The sequence below is a fragment of the Cupriavidus sp. FW305-26 genome, from assembly GCF_058787975.1.
Window position 1 is genome coordinate 1 of the sequence record NZ_JBYTAH010000056.1, and the last position, 16193, is coordinate 16193.

The 16193-nt window shown below is 63.9% G+C and carries 14 protein-coding genes and 1 pseudogene; 10 read left to right on the forward strand and 5 right to left on the reverse strand.

What is annotated here, in order from left to right; translation table 11 throughout:
* On the forward strand, positions 1-1183 hold a 1183-nt coding region (locus tag AC3WQZ_RS25765), incomplete at its 5' end, for a hypothetical protein (protein WP_492301485.1).
* 238 nt (positions 1184-1421) lie between these two features.
* On the opposite strand, the pseudogene AC3WQZ_RS25770 reads toward AC3WQZ_RS25765, so the two are convergent.
* The 4 genes and pseudogenes from AC3WQZ_RS25770 to AC3WQZ_RS25785 form a co-directional block, all read right to left on the reverse strand.
* A pseudogene (locus tag AC3WQZ_RS25770) lies at positions 1422-1517 on the reverse strand (IS5/IS1182 family transposase); the annotation flags it as partial.
* Positions 1518-1523: 6 nt separating this feature from the next.
* Positions 1524-2084, reverse strand: coding sequence for a cysteine peptidase family C39 domain-containing protein (locus AC3WQZ_RS25775; protein WP_010809748.1), 561 nt, complete (start codon positions 2082-2084; stop codon positions 1524-1526).
* A gap of 350 nt (positions 2085-2434) precedes the next feature.
* Positions 2435-3343, reverse strand: coding sequence for a DMT family transporter (locus tag AC3WQZ_RS25780; protein WP_492301487.1), 909 nt, complete (start codon positions 3341-3343; stop codon positions 2435-2437).
* A gap of 183 nt (positions 3344-3526) precedes the next feature.
* Positions 3527-4846, reverse strand: coding sequence for an MFS transporter (locus AC3WQZ_RS25785; protein WP_011616960.1), 1320 nt, complete (start codon positions 4844-4846; stop codon positions 3527-3529).
* A gap of 177 nt (positions 4847-5023) precedes the next feature.
* Between AC3WQZ_RS25785 and cyoA the strand changes: the two genes are divergently transcribed.
* The 9 genes from cyoA (at position 5024) to AC3WQZ_RS25830 (ending at position 15098) form a co-directional block, all read left to right on the forward strand.
* Positions 5024-6073 carry a ubiquinol oxidase subunit II gene (cyoA, locus tag AC3WQZ_RS25790; RefSeq protein WP_011616961.1) on the forward strand — a complete coding sequence of 350 codons (1050 nt, stop codon included), beginning with the start codon at positions 5024-5026 and terminating at the stop codon, positions 6071-6073.
* Positions 6074-6154: 81 nt separating this feature from the next.
* A complete protein-coding gene (cyoB, locus tag AC3WQZ_RS25795; RefSeq protein ID WP_011616962.1) occupies positions 6155-8158 on the forward strand; it encodes a cytochrome o ubiquinol oxidase subunit I in 2004 nt (667 codons plus the stop codon).
* Positions 8151-8807 (forward strand): cytochrome o ubiquinol oxidase subunit III, encoded by a 657-nt coding sequence (gene cyoC, locus AC3WQZ_RS25800; RefSeq protein WP_010809753.1) that lies wholly within the window; start codon positions 8151-8153, stop codon positions 8805-8807. The genes cyoB and cyoC overlap by 8 nt, the downstream gene beginning before the upstream one ends.
* The gene (gene cyoD, locus AC3WQZ_RS25805; RefSeq protein ID WP_010809754.1) at positions 8804-9229 is read left to right on the forward strand and encodes a cytochrome o ubiquinol oxidase subunit IV; all 426 of its coding nucleotides are present in this window, start codon (positions 8804-8806) and stop codon (positions 9227-9229) included. Before cyoC ends, cyoD begins: the two co-directional genes overlap by 4 nt.
* 59 nt (positions 9230-9288) lie before the next feature.
* Entirely contained in the window at positions 9289-10275 is a 987-nt protein-coding gene (locus tag AC3WQZ_RS25810; protein WP_492301488.1) for a hypothetical protein, read from the forward strand.
* 173 nt (positions 10276-10448) lie between these two features.
* The gene (locus AC3WQZ_RS25815; protein WP_010809756.1) at positions 10449-11441 is read left to right on the forward strand and encodes a Bug family tripartite tricarboxylate transporter substrate binding protein; all 993 of its coding nucleotides are present in this window, start codon (positions 10449-10451) and stop codon (positions 11439-11441) included.
* A 290-nt stretch (positions 11442-11731) separates the two neighbouring features.
* Positions 11732-12712: a quinone oxidoreductase family protein gene (locus AC3WQZ_RS25820; RefSeq protein ID WP_492301489.1), complete on the forward strand. Its 981-nt coding sequence runs from the start codon at positions 11732-11734 to the stop codon at positions 12710-12712.
* 69 nt (positions 12713-12781) lie between these two features.
* A complete protein-coding gene (locus AC3WQZ_RS25825) occupies positions 12782-13843 on the forward strand; it encodes a beta-keto acid cleavage family enzyme (RefSeq protein ID WP_010809758.1) in 1062 nt (353 codons plus the stop codon).
* Positions 13844-14102: 259 nt separating this feature from the next.
* The gene (locus tag AC3WQZ_RS25830) at positions 14103-15098 is read left to right on the forward strand and encodes a Bug family tripartite tricarboxylate transporter substrate binding protein (RefSeq protein ID WP_492301490.1); all 996 of its coding nucleotides are present in this window, start codon (positions 14103-14105) and stop codon (positions 15096-15098) included.
* 78 nt (positions 15099-15176) lie between these two features.
* Here AC3WQZ_RS25830 and AC3WQZ_RS25835 read toward each other — a convergent pair whose 3' ends face one another.
* Entirely contained in the window at positions 15177-16088 is a 912-nt protein-coding gene (locus tag AC3WQZ_RS25835; protein WP_492301491.1) for a TauD/TfdA dioxygenase family protein, read from the reverse strand.
* Between the last annotated feature and the right edge of the window lie 105 nt (positions 16089-16193).

Sequence of the window (16193 nt, forward strand, 5' to 3'; positions counted from 1 at the left end):
TTGCGGGGGAGGCGGGGGGGGCGAATCGACGCCTGCCAGCGCCGCCGCCACAGCCCCAGGCACGGGAACGTCAGCGCCAGCGTCACCCACGACGCCAACAACGCCCGCAACGCAGACCGCCGCCAGCAGCAGCGCCATGCTGTCGGGTACCACTGATCCCGGGCCCGAGATCGGCAAGGACGGGGACTTCTACCTGAATACCGTGACCTGGATGCTGTTCGGGCCCAAGGCAAACGGCACGTGGCCGGCAGGGGTTTCGGTGGCGGGTACCGGCAATACCGGAGCGGCCGGGAACACCATCCTGTCCGGCTCGGTCGATCCGACCGACAGCGTCGGCAACAATGGCGACTACTACATCAATACCTCCACCTCGACCCTGTTCGGGCCCAAGGCAAACGGCACGTGGCCGCCGGGCGTCCAGATGGGTGGCGGCACCGGGTCGGGCACCGGTGGCGGCGTCGTCCTGACGGGCGCGGGGGCACCAGCCAACAGCGTTGGCAACAATGGCGACTACTACCTCGACACCGACACCTGGACGCTGTACGGGCCCAAGGCCAATGACGTGTGGCCGGCAGGGGTCTCGCTGGTCACCCAGCCGGGCGGCAGCGGCGGCACCGGCGGCACCGGTGGCGGCACTGCAGGCAATGGCGGTCACATCCTGTACGGCAGCGGTGCGCCGACCGACGACATCGGCGTCGATGGCGACTTCTATTTCGACACCACGACCTCGACGCTGTACGGTCCCAAGGCGGGCGGCAAGTGGCCAACTTCGGGCGTGAGCATGGGGACAGGCACCGTCTACAACGGCAACTTCAACGTGCCAGCCACGCTCAGCCGCGGCAACTATGCCATGACCGGCGCCGGCGGGGCGGTTCCCTTGCCTTCGGACTTCGGCGTCGTGATCCCCTACGATTGCAGCCGTGTCACGCTCACTGCCACCACACTCGGCAAGGTGCAGGGAACGCTGGACATTTCGGTGCACACGGTGACAGGGGCCGGCGCTTCAGCGACCATCACGCCGGTCAGGGACCTGAGCTGCAAGATCAGCAATGGCCAGCAGAGCTGCAGCCAGGAGGTGCCGTCCGGAACCGTCAACCGCAACGACAAGCTGCAGGTACAGGTCGACACCAACCAGGCCACCGATTGGGGAGGCCTCACCGTCAAGCTTGCCTGCGTCATCTAAGCCGGTTGGACGGGGGCGCGCGTCTGTGCCGGGGAGGGCAGACCGGCGCCTGAGCGGAGGCAGGGCAAATTGCCCTGCCTCCTTTTCATTTCCCCAAGGCGCCTGGCATGGTGAACGACTGCGTGCAGCGCGTTCGGCTTGACCTATTGCATACCGGGACAGTGCGGAGCGCGGATGACCCCGGCCGGGTTGACCGAGGATGTCGGCCACCGCTACGAGATGCGGTTTCCGCTCAACGTGACCTGTCGGTGGGGACCTGGCAGAGCAGTTCGGGCAACACGTCGGCATCGCCGACGCCCTGATGCGTCATCGGAGCCGCGCCTGTCTGGCCGGACAATGACTAGCCACCAGCGCGGACCACATCCTCAGCCGGCAGCCTGCCCCGCAGGCATAGTGCCCTGAGCGTCGAGGCAAGCAGCCGCTCCCAACGGCGCCGCCATGATGGCCGCATCGCGTCGCCGGGCCACGGGCACGGCTGTGCCGGCTCCGTATCGGCTGACACGGCCGCTTGCAGCGTTGGCTGCGCGAAGACGGCGTGCCCGCTGTACTGGGTCAGCAGTTCCTCGCGGCTGACTTCCTGCACCCCACCGCCCCAGCCTGGCAGGGCGACGAGAAACCGTCCGTGCTCGCAGCGCTGCAGCAGTACGCACGGCCTGTTCTTGTCCAGCAACAGCATGGCCGGTATCGAGGTATCCGGGATATCGTCGAGGTCGTGCTCCGCCAGCCGGGTCGACAAGCCGGCGCGCGCCGCCGCAGTGCAGAGCAGCGGCAACGTCAGGGCCTGCCCGTCCAGCGGCAGCCCTTCCAGCAGGACCGCTGAAGGCACCGTCCGTTGCAGGGCCCGGTTCAGCAACAGCAGGCAGCCCAGCAACGGATCGTCCGCAGCCGTGAGCCGGCTCATTGCGGCAGGAGGCTCCCGGCGGCCAGCAATGAAATGCAGGTCGGAAGTGCCGGGATGCACCGTGGGCCTTATCCTGGGTTGCTGTGTGCGCCGCGATGGCGCTGATTCAGCTTCGATGTCTCTTGCTGGCGCCTCGCATCGTGCAAGGTCAGCCGACGCGTGTCGCCCGCGCGGATTCCGTTCACCCATGATTCCCCCCCGGTTTCAGTGGTGTGAGCTCTACTGCGAGGGTAGTGCACCAGGTTGCGCGAGCCCATCGTGCAAACAGGTTAGTGCAGCCGCAGCGAGACTGATTCAGGATTGAAACGCCCGGGGCATGCCTGTTCCCTGGTGTGGACCGGCCGGCCCCCTCAACGCCGCTGCGCCAGCCAGATTCCCGCCGCGATCGCGGCCAGCCCCACCGCGTGGTACCAGCGGGGCCAGTCGCCCAGCAGCAGCGTGGACAGCAGCGCCGCGAATACCGGCGTCAGGGTGATAAAGAACACCGGCAACTGAGCGCCCGCGCGGGCGATGGCGCGGTCCCAGGCAAAGTAGGCGAGCAGCGAGGGAATGGTTGCTACATAGAGCAGGATGGCCGCGACCTTGCCGCTCCATTGCAGCGGCTGGTCCAGCGTCATCAGCTCCCATGCCGTCACGGGAGCGCTTGCCAGTCCGCCGGTGACGATCTGCGCGAACAGCAGCACGGGCAGGGGCACGGCGGGCCGCTGTTTGCGCAGCAGCCAGGTATAGCCGCTCCAGGCGATGGTGGCGGCCAGCATGAACAGGTCGCCGGCAACCAGGTCCAGCTGGGCGAGCCGGCCCAGTTCGCCGCGTACCAGGACGAAGGTCACGCCGACCATGCACAGCAGTGCCCCGGTGACATGCCATGGCTTCACCCGTTCGCGAAAACAGATCGCGCCGATCACGATCAGAAACAGCGGCGTGGATGCGCCGATCAGCGTCACGTTGATCGGGGTCGAGGTGGTCAGCGCCAGGTACTGCAGGGCGTTATAGCTGGCGATCGAAAGCACGCCCAGGGCGGTGATCACGCCGGCGTGCCGGCGCAGTGCCGCGCGGTGCTCGATCACGCCGCGCCAGGCAAAGGGTGCCAGCAGCAGCCCTGCCAGCACCCAGCGCACAGAGTTCAAGGTGATGGGTGGCACGGTGCCGGCGGCCAGGCGGCCGACGATGGCATTGCCGGCCCAGCTCAGTGGCGGGAAGGTAAGCAGGAACAGCGTTGTCCAGTCGATGCGTCCAGTGGTGTTGCTGCTTGCGGGCATGGGGAGGGAAGTGCTTGCAAATAGCGCATTATCCGCCATATGCGGCGCCGGGGCGCCAGGCGCCAAGGGTCAGGCAGCCGGGCAGGGGCCAGCAAGCAAGGAAGCGCAAGAGGAAATCGGGCGGCGAATCAGCCCGCCCGTCGCAGGGGAATCGTCATGGCCTTGCGCAGGCCATGACCGCAGTCACATGTCAGGCGTCCCGAGCGCCCGGCTGATGCGCAAGGCGGCCAGCGTGCCGATCACGCCAGACAGCAGGTAGAGGCTGACCGCCGCGAGGCCGAACAGCGAAGACAGGCCCAGCGCCACCAGCGGCGCAAAGGCGGCGCCGAACAGCCAGCCGAAGTCCGTGGTCAGCGCGGCTCCGGTGTAGCGGAAGCGGCGTTCGAAGTTCGACGTCACCACGCCCGCAGCCTGTCCGTACGACAGGCCCAGCAAGCCGAAGCCGACCAGGATGAAGATGTCCTGGCCGGTCGCGCCGCCACCGAGCAGCCACGGCGTTGCCAGGCTGAAGATGCCGATCAGCACGGCCATTGCCGACAGCGTGGTGCGCCGGCCGACGCGGTCCGCGATCCAGCCGGAAAGCAGCGTGCCGATGAACGCGATGAAGCCGCCCACGATCTGCACGGCCAGCACGTCGGAGATGCTCTGCGAGCGGTGCAGGATCACCCAGGACAGCGGGAACACCGTGACAAGGTGGAACAGCGCATAGCTGGCCAGCGCAGCAAAGGCCCCCAGGAAGATGTTGAAGCCTTGCGCGTTCACCATCTGCAAGGTGCTGATCGGCTCCAGCTCGTCTTCTTCGAGCAGTTGCGTGTACTCATGGGTCACCACCAGGCGCAGCCGTGCAAACAGTGCCACGACGTTGATGGCGAAGGCCACGTAGAACGGATAGCGCCAGCCCCACTCGATGAATTCAGGCGGGGTCAGGCTGGCATGCAAGAACAGGTACAGCGAACTGGCGACGATAAACCCGGTGGGTGCGCCGAGCTGGCCCACCATCGCATACCAGCCGCGCTTGTCCTCCGGCGTGTTGAGCGCCAGCAGCGACGGCAGCCCGTCCCACGACCCGCCGAACGCAATGCCCTGAAGGAAGCGGAACAGCGCCAGCAGGTAGATCGACGCGGCCCCGATCGAGGCGTACGACGGCAGGAACGCAATCCCCACCGTGGCCGTGCCGAGCAGGAACAGCGACGCCGTCAGCTTGATGCCGCGGCCCCAGCGCCGCTGGATGCGCATGAACAGCGCGGTGCCGAACGGGCGTCCGATAAACGCAAACGAGAAGATCGTGAAACTGAAGAGCAACCCCGCCAGCTCGCTCGCAAACGGGAAGTAGACCGCCGGGAAGACAAGCACGGAGGCGATGCCGTACACGAAGAAGTCAAAGTACTCCGAGGCCCGTCCGATCACCACCCCGGTGGCGATCTCGGCGGGTGCCACCTGGTGGTGGCCGGGCGCCGGAGGTGCAGTCGGCGATGCGCGATGCTGGTGGGTGAGGCTGGCCATCGTCAAGTCTCCTTCTGGCAGGAGTGCGTCGATACTGCACATGGAGCCGACCCCATTCCGATGAAATTGGCTCTTAAGTCTCGCACTGACAAGAATAGCGCCTAAACTGCCATAGAAAAACGAAAGGTGAGTTCGCCGGCAGTTTGCCGATATTCCTCAGACGCCACTTCCGAGACTATGGGCCGCTTCGACTCTGTAGTGCCGCCAAGACGTGTGCAGGGAAGACTACTGCTGCGATGTGCCGCCGCAGTCATGCTGGCGTGCCTGGCCGGTTGTAACGCGGTGCTGCTTGCGCCATCCGGCGACATGGCCCTGCGCCAGCGCGACCTGATCATCATTGCCACCTGCCTGATGTTGCTGATCATCGTTCCGGTGATCATCCTCACGCTGCTGTTTGCGTGGCGCTATCGGGAAAGTGCGACCGATGCGCCCTACAACCCCGACTGGGACCATTCCACTGTGCTCGAGCTGGCGATCTGGGCCGCGCCGCTGCTGATCATCATCGCGCTGGGCGCCGTGACCTGGGTCAGCACCCACCAGCTCGATCCGTACCGGCCGCTGACGCGGATCGACGCAGGCCGGCCGGTCCCGGCAGACGTGAAGCCGCTGACGGTGGAGGTGGTGGCGATGGACTGGAAGTGGCTGTTCCTGTATCCCGAGCAGGGCATCGCCACCGTCAACGAGCTGGCGGCGCCGGTCGACCGGCCCATCGCTTTCCGCATCACCGCCACCTCGGTGATGAACGCATTCTTCGTCCCGTCGCTGGCGGGCATGGTCTACGCCATGCCCGGCATGGAAACCAAGCTGCATGCCGTGATCAACAAGTCCGGCGTGTATGAAGGCTTCTCGGCCAACTACAGCGGCGCGGGCTTCTCCCACATGCGCTTCAAGTTCCATGGGCTGTCCAACCAGGACTTCGAGAGCTGGATCCAGCAGGTCAAGTCGTCGGGCCAGGGCCTGTCCACGGATACGTACCTCAAGCTCGCGCAGCCCAGCGAGCGCGACGCGGTGCAACGCTATGCCAGCGTGGCGCCAGGCCTCTACGACCTGATCCTGAACCGTTGCGTGGGCGGCGGGCGGTGCATGGCAGACACCATGGCGCTTGACCGCAGCCGCGGCAAATTCGACCCGTTCGCCGGCATCTGCACGGCGCGCAACACCGCGGCCACAGCGCCCGTGTTCGCGTCGGAGTCCGCGCGCAATGACGGCCGGGTGCTGCTGCAGTAGGGTGCGGATCCGGATCTTCCCTTGCGGTACTGGCCAGCCCCATCGGCCATGGTTGGTTAATTCAGGCCCCAGGTGACAAACATGCCCGAGCGCTCGGAACTCGCCAATTTGATCTTCGGCCGGCTTTCGTGGGAGGCCCTCCCGCTGCACGATCCCATCCTGCTCGGCACCTTCATCGTGGTGGTGATCGGTGGGGGCGCAATCGTCGCGGCGCTCACCTACTATCGCCTCTGGGGCTACCTGTGGCGGGAATGGTTCACCAGCATCGACCACAAGAAGATCGGCATCATGTATGTGATCCTGGGCATCGTGATGCTGCTGCGGGGTTTTGCCGACGCGATCATGATGCGCATCCAGCAGGCCATCGCGTTCGGCGACAACCTTGGCTACCTGCCGCCGCACCACTACGACCAGATCTTTACCGCGCACGGCGTGATCATGATCTTCTTCGTCGCCATGCCGCTGGTCACGGGGTTGATGAACTTCGTCATGCCGCTGCAGATCGGCGCGCGCGACGTGGCCTTCCCGTTCCTGAACAACTTCAGCTTCTGGATGACCACGGGCGGTGCCATCCTGGTCATGATGTCGCTGTTCGTGGGCGAGTTCGCGCGCACCGGCTGGCTGGCCTATCCGCCCTTGTCCGGCATCATCCACAGCCCTGACGTCGGCGTCGACTATTACATATGGGCGCTGCAGGTGGCCGGGGTAGGGACCTTGCTATCCGGCATCAACCTGCTGGTGACCATCGTCAAGATGCGGGCGCCCGGCATGACGCTGATGCGCATGCCGATCTTCACCTGGACCGCGCTGTGCACCAACGTGCTGATCATTGCCGCGTTCCCGGTGCTGACCGCGGCGCTGGCGCTCCTTGCGCTCGACCGCTACGTCGGCACCAACTTCTTCACCACCGAGCTGGGCGGCAGCGCCATGATGTACGTGAACCTGATCTGGATATGGGGCCATCCGGAGGTGTACATCCTTGTGCTTCCGGTGTTCGGGGTGTTCTCGGAAGTGGTCGCCACGTTCTGCCGCAAGCGCCTGTTCGGGTACGCGTCGATGGTCTACGCCACGGTAGTGATCACCGTGCTGTCGTACCTGGTCTGGTTGCACCATTTCTTCACGATGGGATCGGGCGCCAGCGTCAATTCGTTCTTCGGCATCACCACCATGATCATATCGATCCCGACCGGTGCCAAGATCTTCAACTGGCTGTTCACGATGTACCACGGCAAGATCCGCTTCGAGCCCCCCATGCTCTGGACCATCGGCTTCATGGTCACGTTCGTGATCGGCGGCATGACCGGCGTGCTGCTGGCGGTGCCGCCGGCTGACTTCTCCTTGCACAACAGCCTGTTCCTGATCGCGCATTTCCACAACGTGATCATCGGCGGCGTGCTGTTCGGCCTGATGGCAGGCATTACTTACTGGTTCCCGAAGGCATTCGGCTATCGCCTGGTCTCGTCCTGGGGCAAGGCATCGTTCTGGTTCTGGCTGGTCGGCTTCTACTTTGCGTTCATGCCGCTGTACTGGCTGGGGCTGCATGGCGTGACCCGGCGCATGAGCCATTTCGAGGACGCGACGCACCAGGTCTGGTTCCAGCTGGCTGCGTTCGGCGCCTTGCTGATCGCCATCGGCATTGCCTGCTTCCTGGTCCAGCTGGTGGTCAGCTTCATCCACCGCGAGGAGCTTCGGGACCTGACTGGCGATCCGTGGAACGGCCGCACGCTCGAATGGTCGACTTCATCCCCGCCGCCGCAGTACAACTTTGCCTTTACGCCGGTAGTGCACGACACCGACGCCTGGTGGCACATGAAGCAGAATGGCTACGCGCGGCCGCAGCAGGGCTTTATTCCGATCCATATGCCGAAGAACACCGCGGCCGGCATCGTGCTCGCGGGGTTCTCCACGCTCTGCGGTTTCGCGTTGATCTGGCACATCTGGTGGCTGGCGGCAGCATCGTTCGCGGCGACGATCATCGGCGCGATCATCCATACGTTCAACTACCAGCGCGACTATTACCTCCCGGCCGACCTGGTGGTCCAGACCGAAGCGGCGCGCACACAACGGATGGCTGGCCATGGCTGACACGACCTTTCCCAACCATGTGAGCGGCACCGGCACCGCGGACGCGGCCCCGCCGGGGGGCTACCAGTTCTACCTGCCCGAAGACCATCACCCGCAGAACGGGACGCTGCTGGGGTTCTGGCTTTACCTGATGAGCGACTGCCTGATATTCGCTTGCCTGTTCGCCGCGTATGGCGTGCTGGGCCGGGAGTATGCGGGGGGACCGAGCGGGGCAGAGCTGTTCGAGCTGCCGCTGGTGGCACTGAACACCTCGTTCCTGCTGTTGTCTTCGATTACCTACGGCTTTGCCATGCTGCAGATGCAGCAGAACCGCATCGCCGGAACCCAGATCTGGCTGGCCATCACGGGGGTCTTCGGCGCGGGGTTCCTGGCGGTCGAGCTTTATGAGTTCGCGCACCTGATCAATGAGGGCGCAGGGCCGCAGCGCAGCGCGTTCCTGACCTCGTTCTTCGCACTGGTCGGAACCCACGGGCTGCATGTCACGTGCGGCATCATCTGGCTGGTCGTGCTGATGACCCAGGTGGCGCAGCACGGGCTGATCACGGCCAACAAGCGCAGGCTGATGTGCCTGTCGATGTTCTGGCACTTTCTTGACGTCGTCTGGATCGGCGTCTTTACCTTCGTCTACCTGATGGGAGCGTTGCCATGAGCGCGCACGACGAAACGCTGGACAGCCACGGACACAGCCACGGGCATGACGAGGACGTGGGGCCGCATGCCACGCTGGGCGGCTACCTGACGGGCTTCGTGCTGTCTGTCTTCCTGACCGCGATCCCGTTCTGGCTGGTGATGGGAAAGGTGTTCGACAAGTCGTCCACCACCGCCATCGTTATCCTGCTGATCGGGGCCGTGCAGATCGTGGTGCACATGATCTACTTCCTGCACATGAACGCGCGGTCGGAGGGCGGCTGGAACATGCTGTCGCTGATGTTCACGCTGGTGCTGGTGGTGATCACGCTGACGGGTTCGCTCTGGGTGATGTTCCACCTGAACAGCAACATGATGCCGACCATGCAGCATGAGCGCACCACCGACGCCGGCACTGCGATCGTGCCGCCCAGGACCAAGTAGGAACAGGTCCACGCAGGCGGGAATCGGATCCCGCCTCATTCCCGTTCACGGAGCCTGGCATGCGCGCAACGCGCCTTGTCGCGACCCTGTGCCTGGCGCTGCTTTCCGTGCCGGCTTGCGCGCAGCGGCTGGCCGTGGAGGTCGAGAACTTCAGCACGCCAGGCCCATGCGCGGAAGAAGACAATGTCTCGTTCGCGCTGTCCGCCGCCGCGGTTGGCAGGTTCCGCATCCAGGCATTGCATCCGCCCTACGTCAACGCCATCCGCATTGACAGCTCCGCGCCGGATTTCTCCGGGTGCAACTTCGGCAAGACGCCTCACCCGACTGATCCCCGCCATGTCTTCGTGCCGCGCACGGTCACCCTTTACGACGGCAGGGACATTGCCATTGTCGGGATCACGTTCGCAAGCTTCTGGCGGCCACATCGGGTGCCGGTCACGGTAGCGGGCAGGGCCGATGCCGGTTTTCACCTGATCCAGGTGTTCCGGAAATCCGGGCGGACCCGTACCGAGGTCCTGGTGCTCTATCCCGCCGATGGCTACTGGCGGGCGAAACCGTTGCCGGCCCGCCACCTGGGTGTCAATGCCTATGGCTCTTCGTTCCTGCTGGGGCCGATAGAGCAGGAAGGGCGCCCGGTGGTCAACATCGCTCGGATAGAAATCGAGCCGCAGCCCTTGGCTTTCACGCTGCATTTCACTGGCGGAGGCCAGGCAACGGTCGCGATCACTGAAATCAGCGACATGCGTACAGCGCTCGATGTCCGGTTCCTGCCGGCCTATGACGCCAAGCGCGCGTTCGCGATGCTGCGCTCCATGTATGTTGCCGACGACAACGCAGACACGAGCGAGGTCACCTGGACGACCGGGCCGGCTGGTGAGGCCATCAGGAAGCCGGTGATGGCAGTTACTTCAATGCAGGCAACCGCGGTGCGATTCGGCCGTACCGTCCGGTCGCGCCACAACACCAGCGCCCCCGATTTTTTGTTCGATGCCTTCGAGGCGCCCGCGACGGAGGGCACGGCGCCAACGGGCAAGAAGCCGGGCTGAATCGATCCCCGGCAACCTCGCGACCCAGCCAAATATATTCATGTCGACAATAAAAATTGCGACTGCTATGATTTGCGCACGATAGCCTGAGCCGGTAGCAATCGCTGGCCGCCCAATGGTGGGCTGGCAGCACTTTTCAGGCTGGGGAATAGTCGAGAGAACTGGGGACGACGATGTCATCACTGAAGAAGCTGCTCGCCATCACATTGTGCGCAGAGGCAATCATTGCCCTGTGCGCGCCGGGGCCGCTGCAGGCACAGGAAGCCTGGCCCGCACGCCCGATTCAAATGATCGTTCCGTCGTCTCCCGGCTCGGGAACCGACGCGCTGGCGCGGGCCATGGCGCAGCGCCTTTCCGAATCGCTGAAGCAGGCCGTGGTCGTGGAGAACCGGCCGGGCGGCAGCGGGGTGATCGGAACCAATGCCGTTCTCAAGGCGGCGCCGGACGGCTACACGATTCTCTACACAACGGCATCCAACATGGTGGTTGCGCCTGCCGTCATGAAGTCCATATCCCAGGAGGCAAGAAAGGGCCTCATGCCGATCGCGCAGACAGCCGCGGGTGGGGTGTTGCTGCTGGTGAGCCCGGATCTGCCGGTGCACGACTTGCCAGGACTCATCGAGCTGGTGAAGGCGAATCCGGACAAGTACAGCTATGGCAGCTGGGCCACCGGCTCGTCCGCGCACTTGACCATGGAATGGCTGAAGAAGCAGACCGGCATGAAGACCGAGCACGTCGCATATCGGACAACAAGTCAACTGCTCACCGAGCTTTCTTCAGGGGTGCTGAAGATCGGCTGGACCGATCCCAGCGTCGCGGTTCCGTTCCTGCGTTCCGGGAAGGTGCGTGGCATTGCCATCGTCGGCAACGTGCGCTCGCCACAGCTTGCCGACGTCAAGACCATGAGTGAACAGGGCTACAAGTTCAACACGGTGGGATGGTTCGGCATGTTCGCCCCGGCCGGAACCAGTCCGGCGATCGTGAAGCGGCTGTCCGATGAGGCCAACAAGGTGCAGGCATTGCCGGAGATCGCGGCGCTGATGAAGAAACTGAACTTCGAGCCGCCGCCGGTAAAGACCTCCGCGCAGCTGGGCGAGATCGTCCGCAGCGATCTGCAAGTCTGGTCGAAGATCGCTAGCGACGCAGGGATCAGGGTCGACGAATAGGGGCTGGCGCCCCGTCATTGCGGCCTGCCCAGCGGCCCACTGCCCGCCATGATGGCAGCCGGCCGTCAACGATCCAGTGCGCCTGCACCAGCGAATCCTTGTCATAAGAAGGAAAGTTCAAGGCGTGCCAGGTAAAGCGGAACGTTGCCCCCTGCCAGATGATTCGATCGTCGCGAAACACACCCAGACATCAACCCATCCACTGCATCACCAAACCGGTTTGTCCTTCGGCGAGCTCAACCGCCGATCCGCAGGTGAACGGTCATATTCGATAGAGAACAGGAGACGGCATGGCGAAAATCGTTAAGTTCCATGAAACCGGCGGACCCGACGTCCTTTGTCTTGAGGACGGCAGCGTTGGTGAGCCCGGAGCGGGGGAGGTCCGCGTCCGCCACGTGGCGGCAGGCCTGAACTTCGCCGATACCTACTTCCGCAGCGGCACGTACAAGGTGCCGCTGCCCAGCGGCATCGGCAACGAGGCCGCTGGCGTGATTGAGGCTGTCGGTGCCGGCGTCACCCATCTGGCGGTCGGCGACCGTGTGACCTACACCGGATTTACCAACACGCTGGGCGCCTACAGCACGGAGCGGCTGATCTCTGCCGGTCCGCTGATCAGGCTGCCGCAGGCAATCAGTTGCGAAGTCGCGGCGGCCATGACCATGCGCGGTTTGTCGGCGGCCTACCTGATGCGCCGGATCTACCCCTTCAAGGCGGGCGACTCCATCCTGCTGCATGCCGCGGCAGGTGGTGTTGGCCTGATCGTTGCGCAGTGGGCCAAATTGTTGGGGCTGACGGTGATCGGCACGGTTTCGACCGATGCCAAGGCCGAAGTGGCGCGCGCCCACGGCTGTGACCACACCATCAACTACAGCCATGAGGACGTGGCCAGGCGCGTGCGGGAACTGACCGACGGCGTGGGCGTGAACGTGGTCTTCGACAGCGTGGGCAAGGACACCTTCATGTCCTCGCTGGACTCCCTCAGGTGCCGCGGCCTGCTGGTGTGCGTGGGTTTCGCCTCCGGCCCGGTAACCGGGTTCGATCCGGCAATCCTGGCCCGCAAGGGCTCGGCATTCCTGACGCGCCCGGGCCTGGCCGACTATATCGCCGATCCTGCCGAGAAGGCGGAACTGGTCGGCGAGCTGTTCGGCCACGTGGCGGCTGGCCGCATCCGCATCGGGATCAATCAGCGCTATGCCCTGGAGGATGCCGTGCAGGCACACCGGGACCTGGAGTCGCGGAAGACCACCGGCTCGTCCATTTTCGTGATTTGACGGCACGAAGCAGCTGTCTCATCCATCGACCTTCTCAAGATTCACATCTCAACCCGGAGATCCACCAACATGAACTTCCTTGACGGCCACCTGTATCCCGAGAACCAGCAGCCTCTGATCATCACCGCCGCTCCCTATGCGCCGGGCTGGATCCCGTCAGACTTCCCGGAAGATATCCCGGTCACCATGGCGGACCAGATCCAGAAGGCGGTGGATTGCTACGAAGCCGGTGCGAGGGTGCTGCATCTGCACGTGCGCGAAGAGGACGGCAAGGGCAGCAAGCGCCTGTCCAAGTTCAATGAGCTGATCGCCGGCGTGCGCAAGGCCTGTCCTGAAATGGTCATCCAGGTGGGCGGCTCCATCAGCTTCGCGCCTGAAGAGGGCCAAGGCGCCAAATGGCTTAGCGATGACACGCGGCATATGCTGGCCGAACTCGATCCTAAGCCCGACCAGGTGACGGTGACCGTCAACACCTCGCAGATGAATGTGACGGAGCATGCCGGTGTGGATGATTTCAAGGGACTGTCGCGAGGGTTCGCGCACCTCTACGATACCTACAAGGACATGGTCGTGCCCTCGAATCCCAGCTGGTTCGAGGAGCACGTTCGGCGTCTGACAGCCGCCGGGATTCAGAGTGAGTTTCAGTGCTACAACATCAACAGCTTTGAAACGATTGAGCGGATGATTCGCCGCGGCGTCTACAAGGGCCCGCTGGTGATGAACTGGGTGGCTATCAGCGGCGGCATGGATCAGGCGAACATCTACAACCTGGCAAACATCCTGCGCGCTGTGCCGGACGGAGCCGTGGTAACGGTGGAGAGTTCGGTGTTGAATGTGCTTCCCATCAACATGATCGGCATGGCCTTGGGCCTGCATGTGCGGTGTGGCATCGAGGACGTGCTCTGGAACCAGACCCGCACGGGAAAGATGAGCACCGTCGAGCAGATCAAGCAACTGGTGCGTATCGCCGGCGAATTTGGTCGCCCCATCGCGACGGCGCAGCAGACCCGCGAGATCTTGCAGCTTGGGGTCTTCTACGACACGGTGGAAGAGACGCTTCAGAAGAATGGCTTCGCACCCAATCGTAACGGTGGCCACCAGGGCTTCCTGCGCAAGGCCGAATGCATGTAAAGAGCCCTTGGGGGAACTGACGGCCCGGCATCCCGGACCCAACATGTGATGGCGAAGGCGGGACCCGCGACGGTGTGGGTCCCGCTCTTTCGCCTTGCTGCCGTGGCCCCCCCAGACCTCAATTGCCGTGTGGCCGATACCGCGAGCAGGGTTTTCCCTCTGTTTGCGCGAATCGACAACAACTTGGCGTGATCGGTCAAGCCGGTTGACGCGTGGCGATCCGAGAATTGAGAAAAGACGGCAATCAAGAGGTACAGACATGAGGAAGCGAACCAATAACCTATGGTGGCGCGGATACGCCCTGGCGATCGGAGTCGGTGTCGTCGGTGGGGTGCCCATGGCTCATGCCCAGGAGGATTGGCCAAGCAAGCCGATCCGCCTGGTGGTGGCGGGGCCTGCCGGCGGCAGCGCCGACGCCCTGGCGCGGCTGCTGGCGGAAGGCCTGCAGAAGGCATGGAGCAAGCCGGTGATCGTGGAAAACAAGCCTGGTGCCGCCGGCGCGCTGGCGATCAGCGATTTGCAGGCCACCGGCAAGGATGGCCATACCCTTCTGGTCATCCAGGGCGGTGTCGTCAGCGAAGCGCCGTTGGCCTACAAGGTCCATTACAAGCCCTTTGCCGACCTGAAGCCCCTGGCCCAGGTCAGCCGCACGGGGTTGGTGCTGGTTGCCAACAAGGATGTGCCGGTCTCTAACCTCAAGCAGTTGGTGGACTACGGCAAATCGCAGAAGGAGGGCCTGGTTTTCGCTTCCTACGCTGCGGGATTGAGGGGCCACACCTCGGGCATACTGCTCGGGCAACTCACCCACGTGCCAATGCGGCATGTTGGCTACAAGGGCTCTCCTCCGGCATTGAACGACCTGATGGGCGGCCATGTGCCGCTGATGTTCGATGGGGTGACTACCTCAATGCCGCTGATCAAGGCGGGGAAGATCAGAGCGATTGCCGTGGCCTATCCGACCCGGATTGCCGGATTGGCGGATGTGCCGACGTTCAAGGAGCTCGGTTACCCGCAGCTGGCGCAAGCGGGCTGGTTCGCCGTGTGGTCGCGCCCGGATGTCGCTCCGGCGGTCCAGCAAAAAATCCGCGAGGCGACGCTGGCGTATTTCAAGCAGCCCGCAGTGCAGAACCGCGTCAAGGATATGGGCATGGAGCAGGGGAATGCCGCCACCTCGGAAGAGATGATGGCGGACCTGAAGCAGGCATACCAGCAACAGGCCGCGCTGCTGAAGTCCATCAACTACCAGCCGGAATAATACGGCAGTCACCCGGCCGCGCAACTGGGCTGGGTGGTGACTACCGTTGCGGCATGCCCGACCGGTCGTGTCGATCTTTCAGTAAGGCGCGTCACCGATAATTGCGGTGCGCTCCATCTTCCGGTGGCACGGGGGGTAATCCATCACTGCGTAGTGCTGGGTCGAACGGTTGTCCCAGAACGCAACGCTGTTTTTCTTCCAGCGAAAACGCACCTGGTACTCGGGGATGGTGGCCTGGCTGACCAGGTAGCTAAGCAGATTTGCGGCACCCGGCGCCTTGTCGATGCCGAAGCGCACATTGGCCGGCACGTTGTAGTTGGTGAAGTGCGTGGTAAAGCTTCCATTGACGAACAGCACTTTCTCTCCGGTTTCGGGATGGGTGCGCACCACCGGGTGCTCGGCGTCCGGGTACTGGGCCTTCAGCGCAAGACGCTTTTCGATCGGCATGGCGGCACCGAAGCTCGCCTCGATGCCGTGGCGCGCGCGCAATGTGGCGATCTTCGTCTTGATATCCTCGGGCAACTGGCTGTAGGCCTCGACCATGTTGACCCACATGGTGTCGCCGCCCACGGGTGGGCACTCGATACAGCGCAGCACGCAGCCTAGCGGTGGCTTCTCGCGCCAGGTGGCATCGGTATGCCAGGAATTCTCGTTGCGGTCGGGAGGACTGTCCGGGGTTTTGTAGATCTGGACCAGCCCCGGGTAATCGGGATGGCTGCCCACCACCGGATGGTCCTCCAGCTCGCCGAAGCGGCGCGCAAAAGCTACGTGCTGCGCGCGCGTGATGTCCTGGTCGCGGAAGAACAGCACGCGATGTCTGAGGAGCAGGGCGCGGATTTCAGCCATCAGCTGCTCGTCTTCGGCAGCCGCGCCGAGGTTGACGTTGCTGAGCTCAGCACCGATCGTGCAGGTGACTGGCTCGACCTGGATCGAATTGCCCAGAGAGGTTGCGCGGACCACTGCGGGTGCCGCTTTGAGGCGTTGGATCATGAAGGTTGTCTCCGATTTTTCGAACAGGCCGATCGATTCCTGCGAGTCTGGATCCAGTGGGTTTCTCCCGCTTGACACTACATGACCGGGATTTATCATTCCATG

Excerpts from the sequence above, each read along its gene's own strand:
- cyoD (WP_010809754.1), top strand. The coding sequence starts at position 8,804 with ATGAGCGCGCACGACGAAACGCTGGACAGCCACGGACACAGCCACGGG.
- cyoA (WP_011616961.1), top strand. The coding sequence starts at position 5,024 with ATGGGCCGCTTCGACTCTGTAGTGCCGCCAAGACGTGTGCAGGGAAGA.
- AC3WQZ_RS25810 (WP_492301488.1), top strand. The coding sequence starts at position 9,289 with ATGCGCGCAACGCGCCTTGTCGCGACCCTGTGCCTGGCGCTGCTTTCC.
- cyoC (WP_010809753.1), top strand. The coding sequence starts at position 8,151 with ATGGCTGACACGACCTTTCCCAACCATGTGAGCGGCACCGGCACCGCG.
- AC3WQZ_RS25830 (WP_492301490.1), top strand. The coding sequence starts at position 14,103 with ATGAGGAAGCGAACCAATAACCTATGGTGGCGCGGATACGCCCTGGCG.
- AC3WQZ_RS25775 (WP_010809748.1), bottom strand. The coding sequence starts at position 2,084 with ATGAGCCGGCTCACGGCTGCGGACGATCCGTTGCTGGGCTGCCTGCTG.
- AC3WQZ_RS25815 (WP_010809756.1), top strand. The coding sequence starts at position 10,449 with ATGTCATCACTGAAGAAGCTGCTCGCCATCACATTGTGCGCAGAGGCA.
- cyoB (WP_011616962.1), top strand. The coding sequence starts at position 6,155 with ATGCCCGAGCGCTCGGAACTCGCCAATTTGATCTTCGGCCGGCTTTCG.
- AC3WQZ_RS25825 (WP_010809758.1), top strand. The coding sequence starts at position 12,782 with ATGAACTTCCTTGACGGCCACCTGTATCCCGAGAACCAGCAGCCTCTG.
- AC3WQZ_RS25820 (WP_492301489.1), top strand. The coding sequence starts at position 11,732 with ATGGCGAAAATCGTTAAGTTCCATGAAACCGGCGGACCCGACGTCCTT.
- AC3WQZ_RS25785 (WP_011616960.1), bottom strand. The coding sequence starts at position 4,846 with ATGGCCAGCCTCACCCACCAGCATCGCGCATCGCCGACTGCACCTCCG.
- AC3WQZ_RS25835 (WP_492301491.1), bottom strand. The coding sequence starts at position 16,088 with ATGATCCAACGCCTCAAAGCGGCACCCGCAGTGGTCCGCGCAACCTCT.
- AC3WQZ_RS25780 (WP_492301487.1), bottom strand. The coding sequence starts at position 3,343 with ATGCCCGCAAGCAGCAACACCACTGGACGCATCGACTGGACAACGCTG.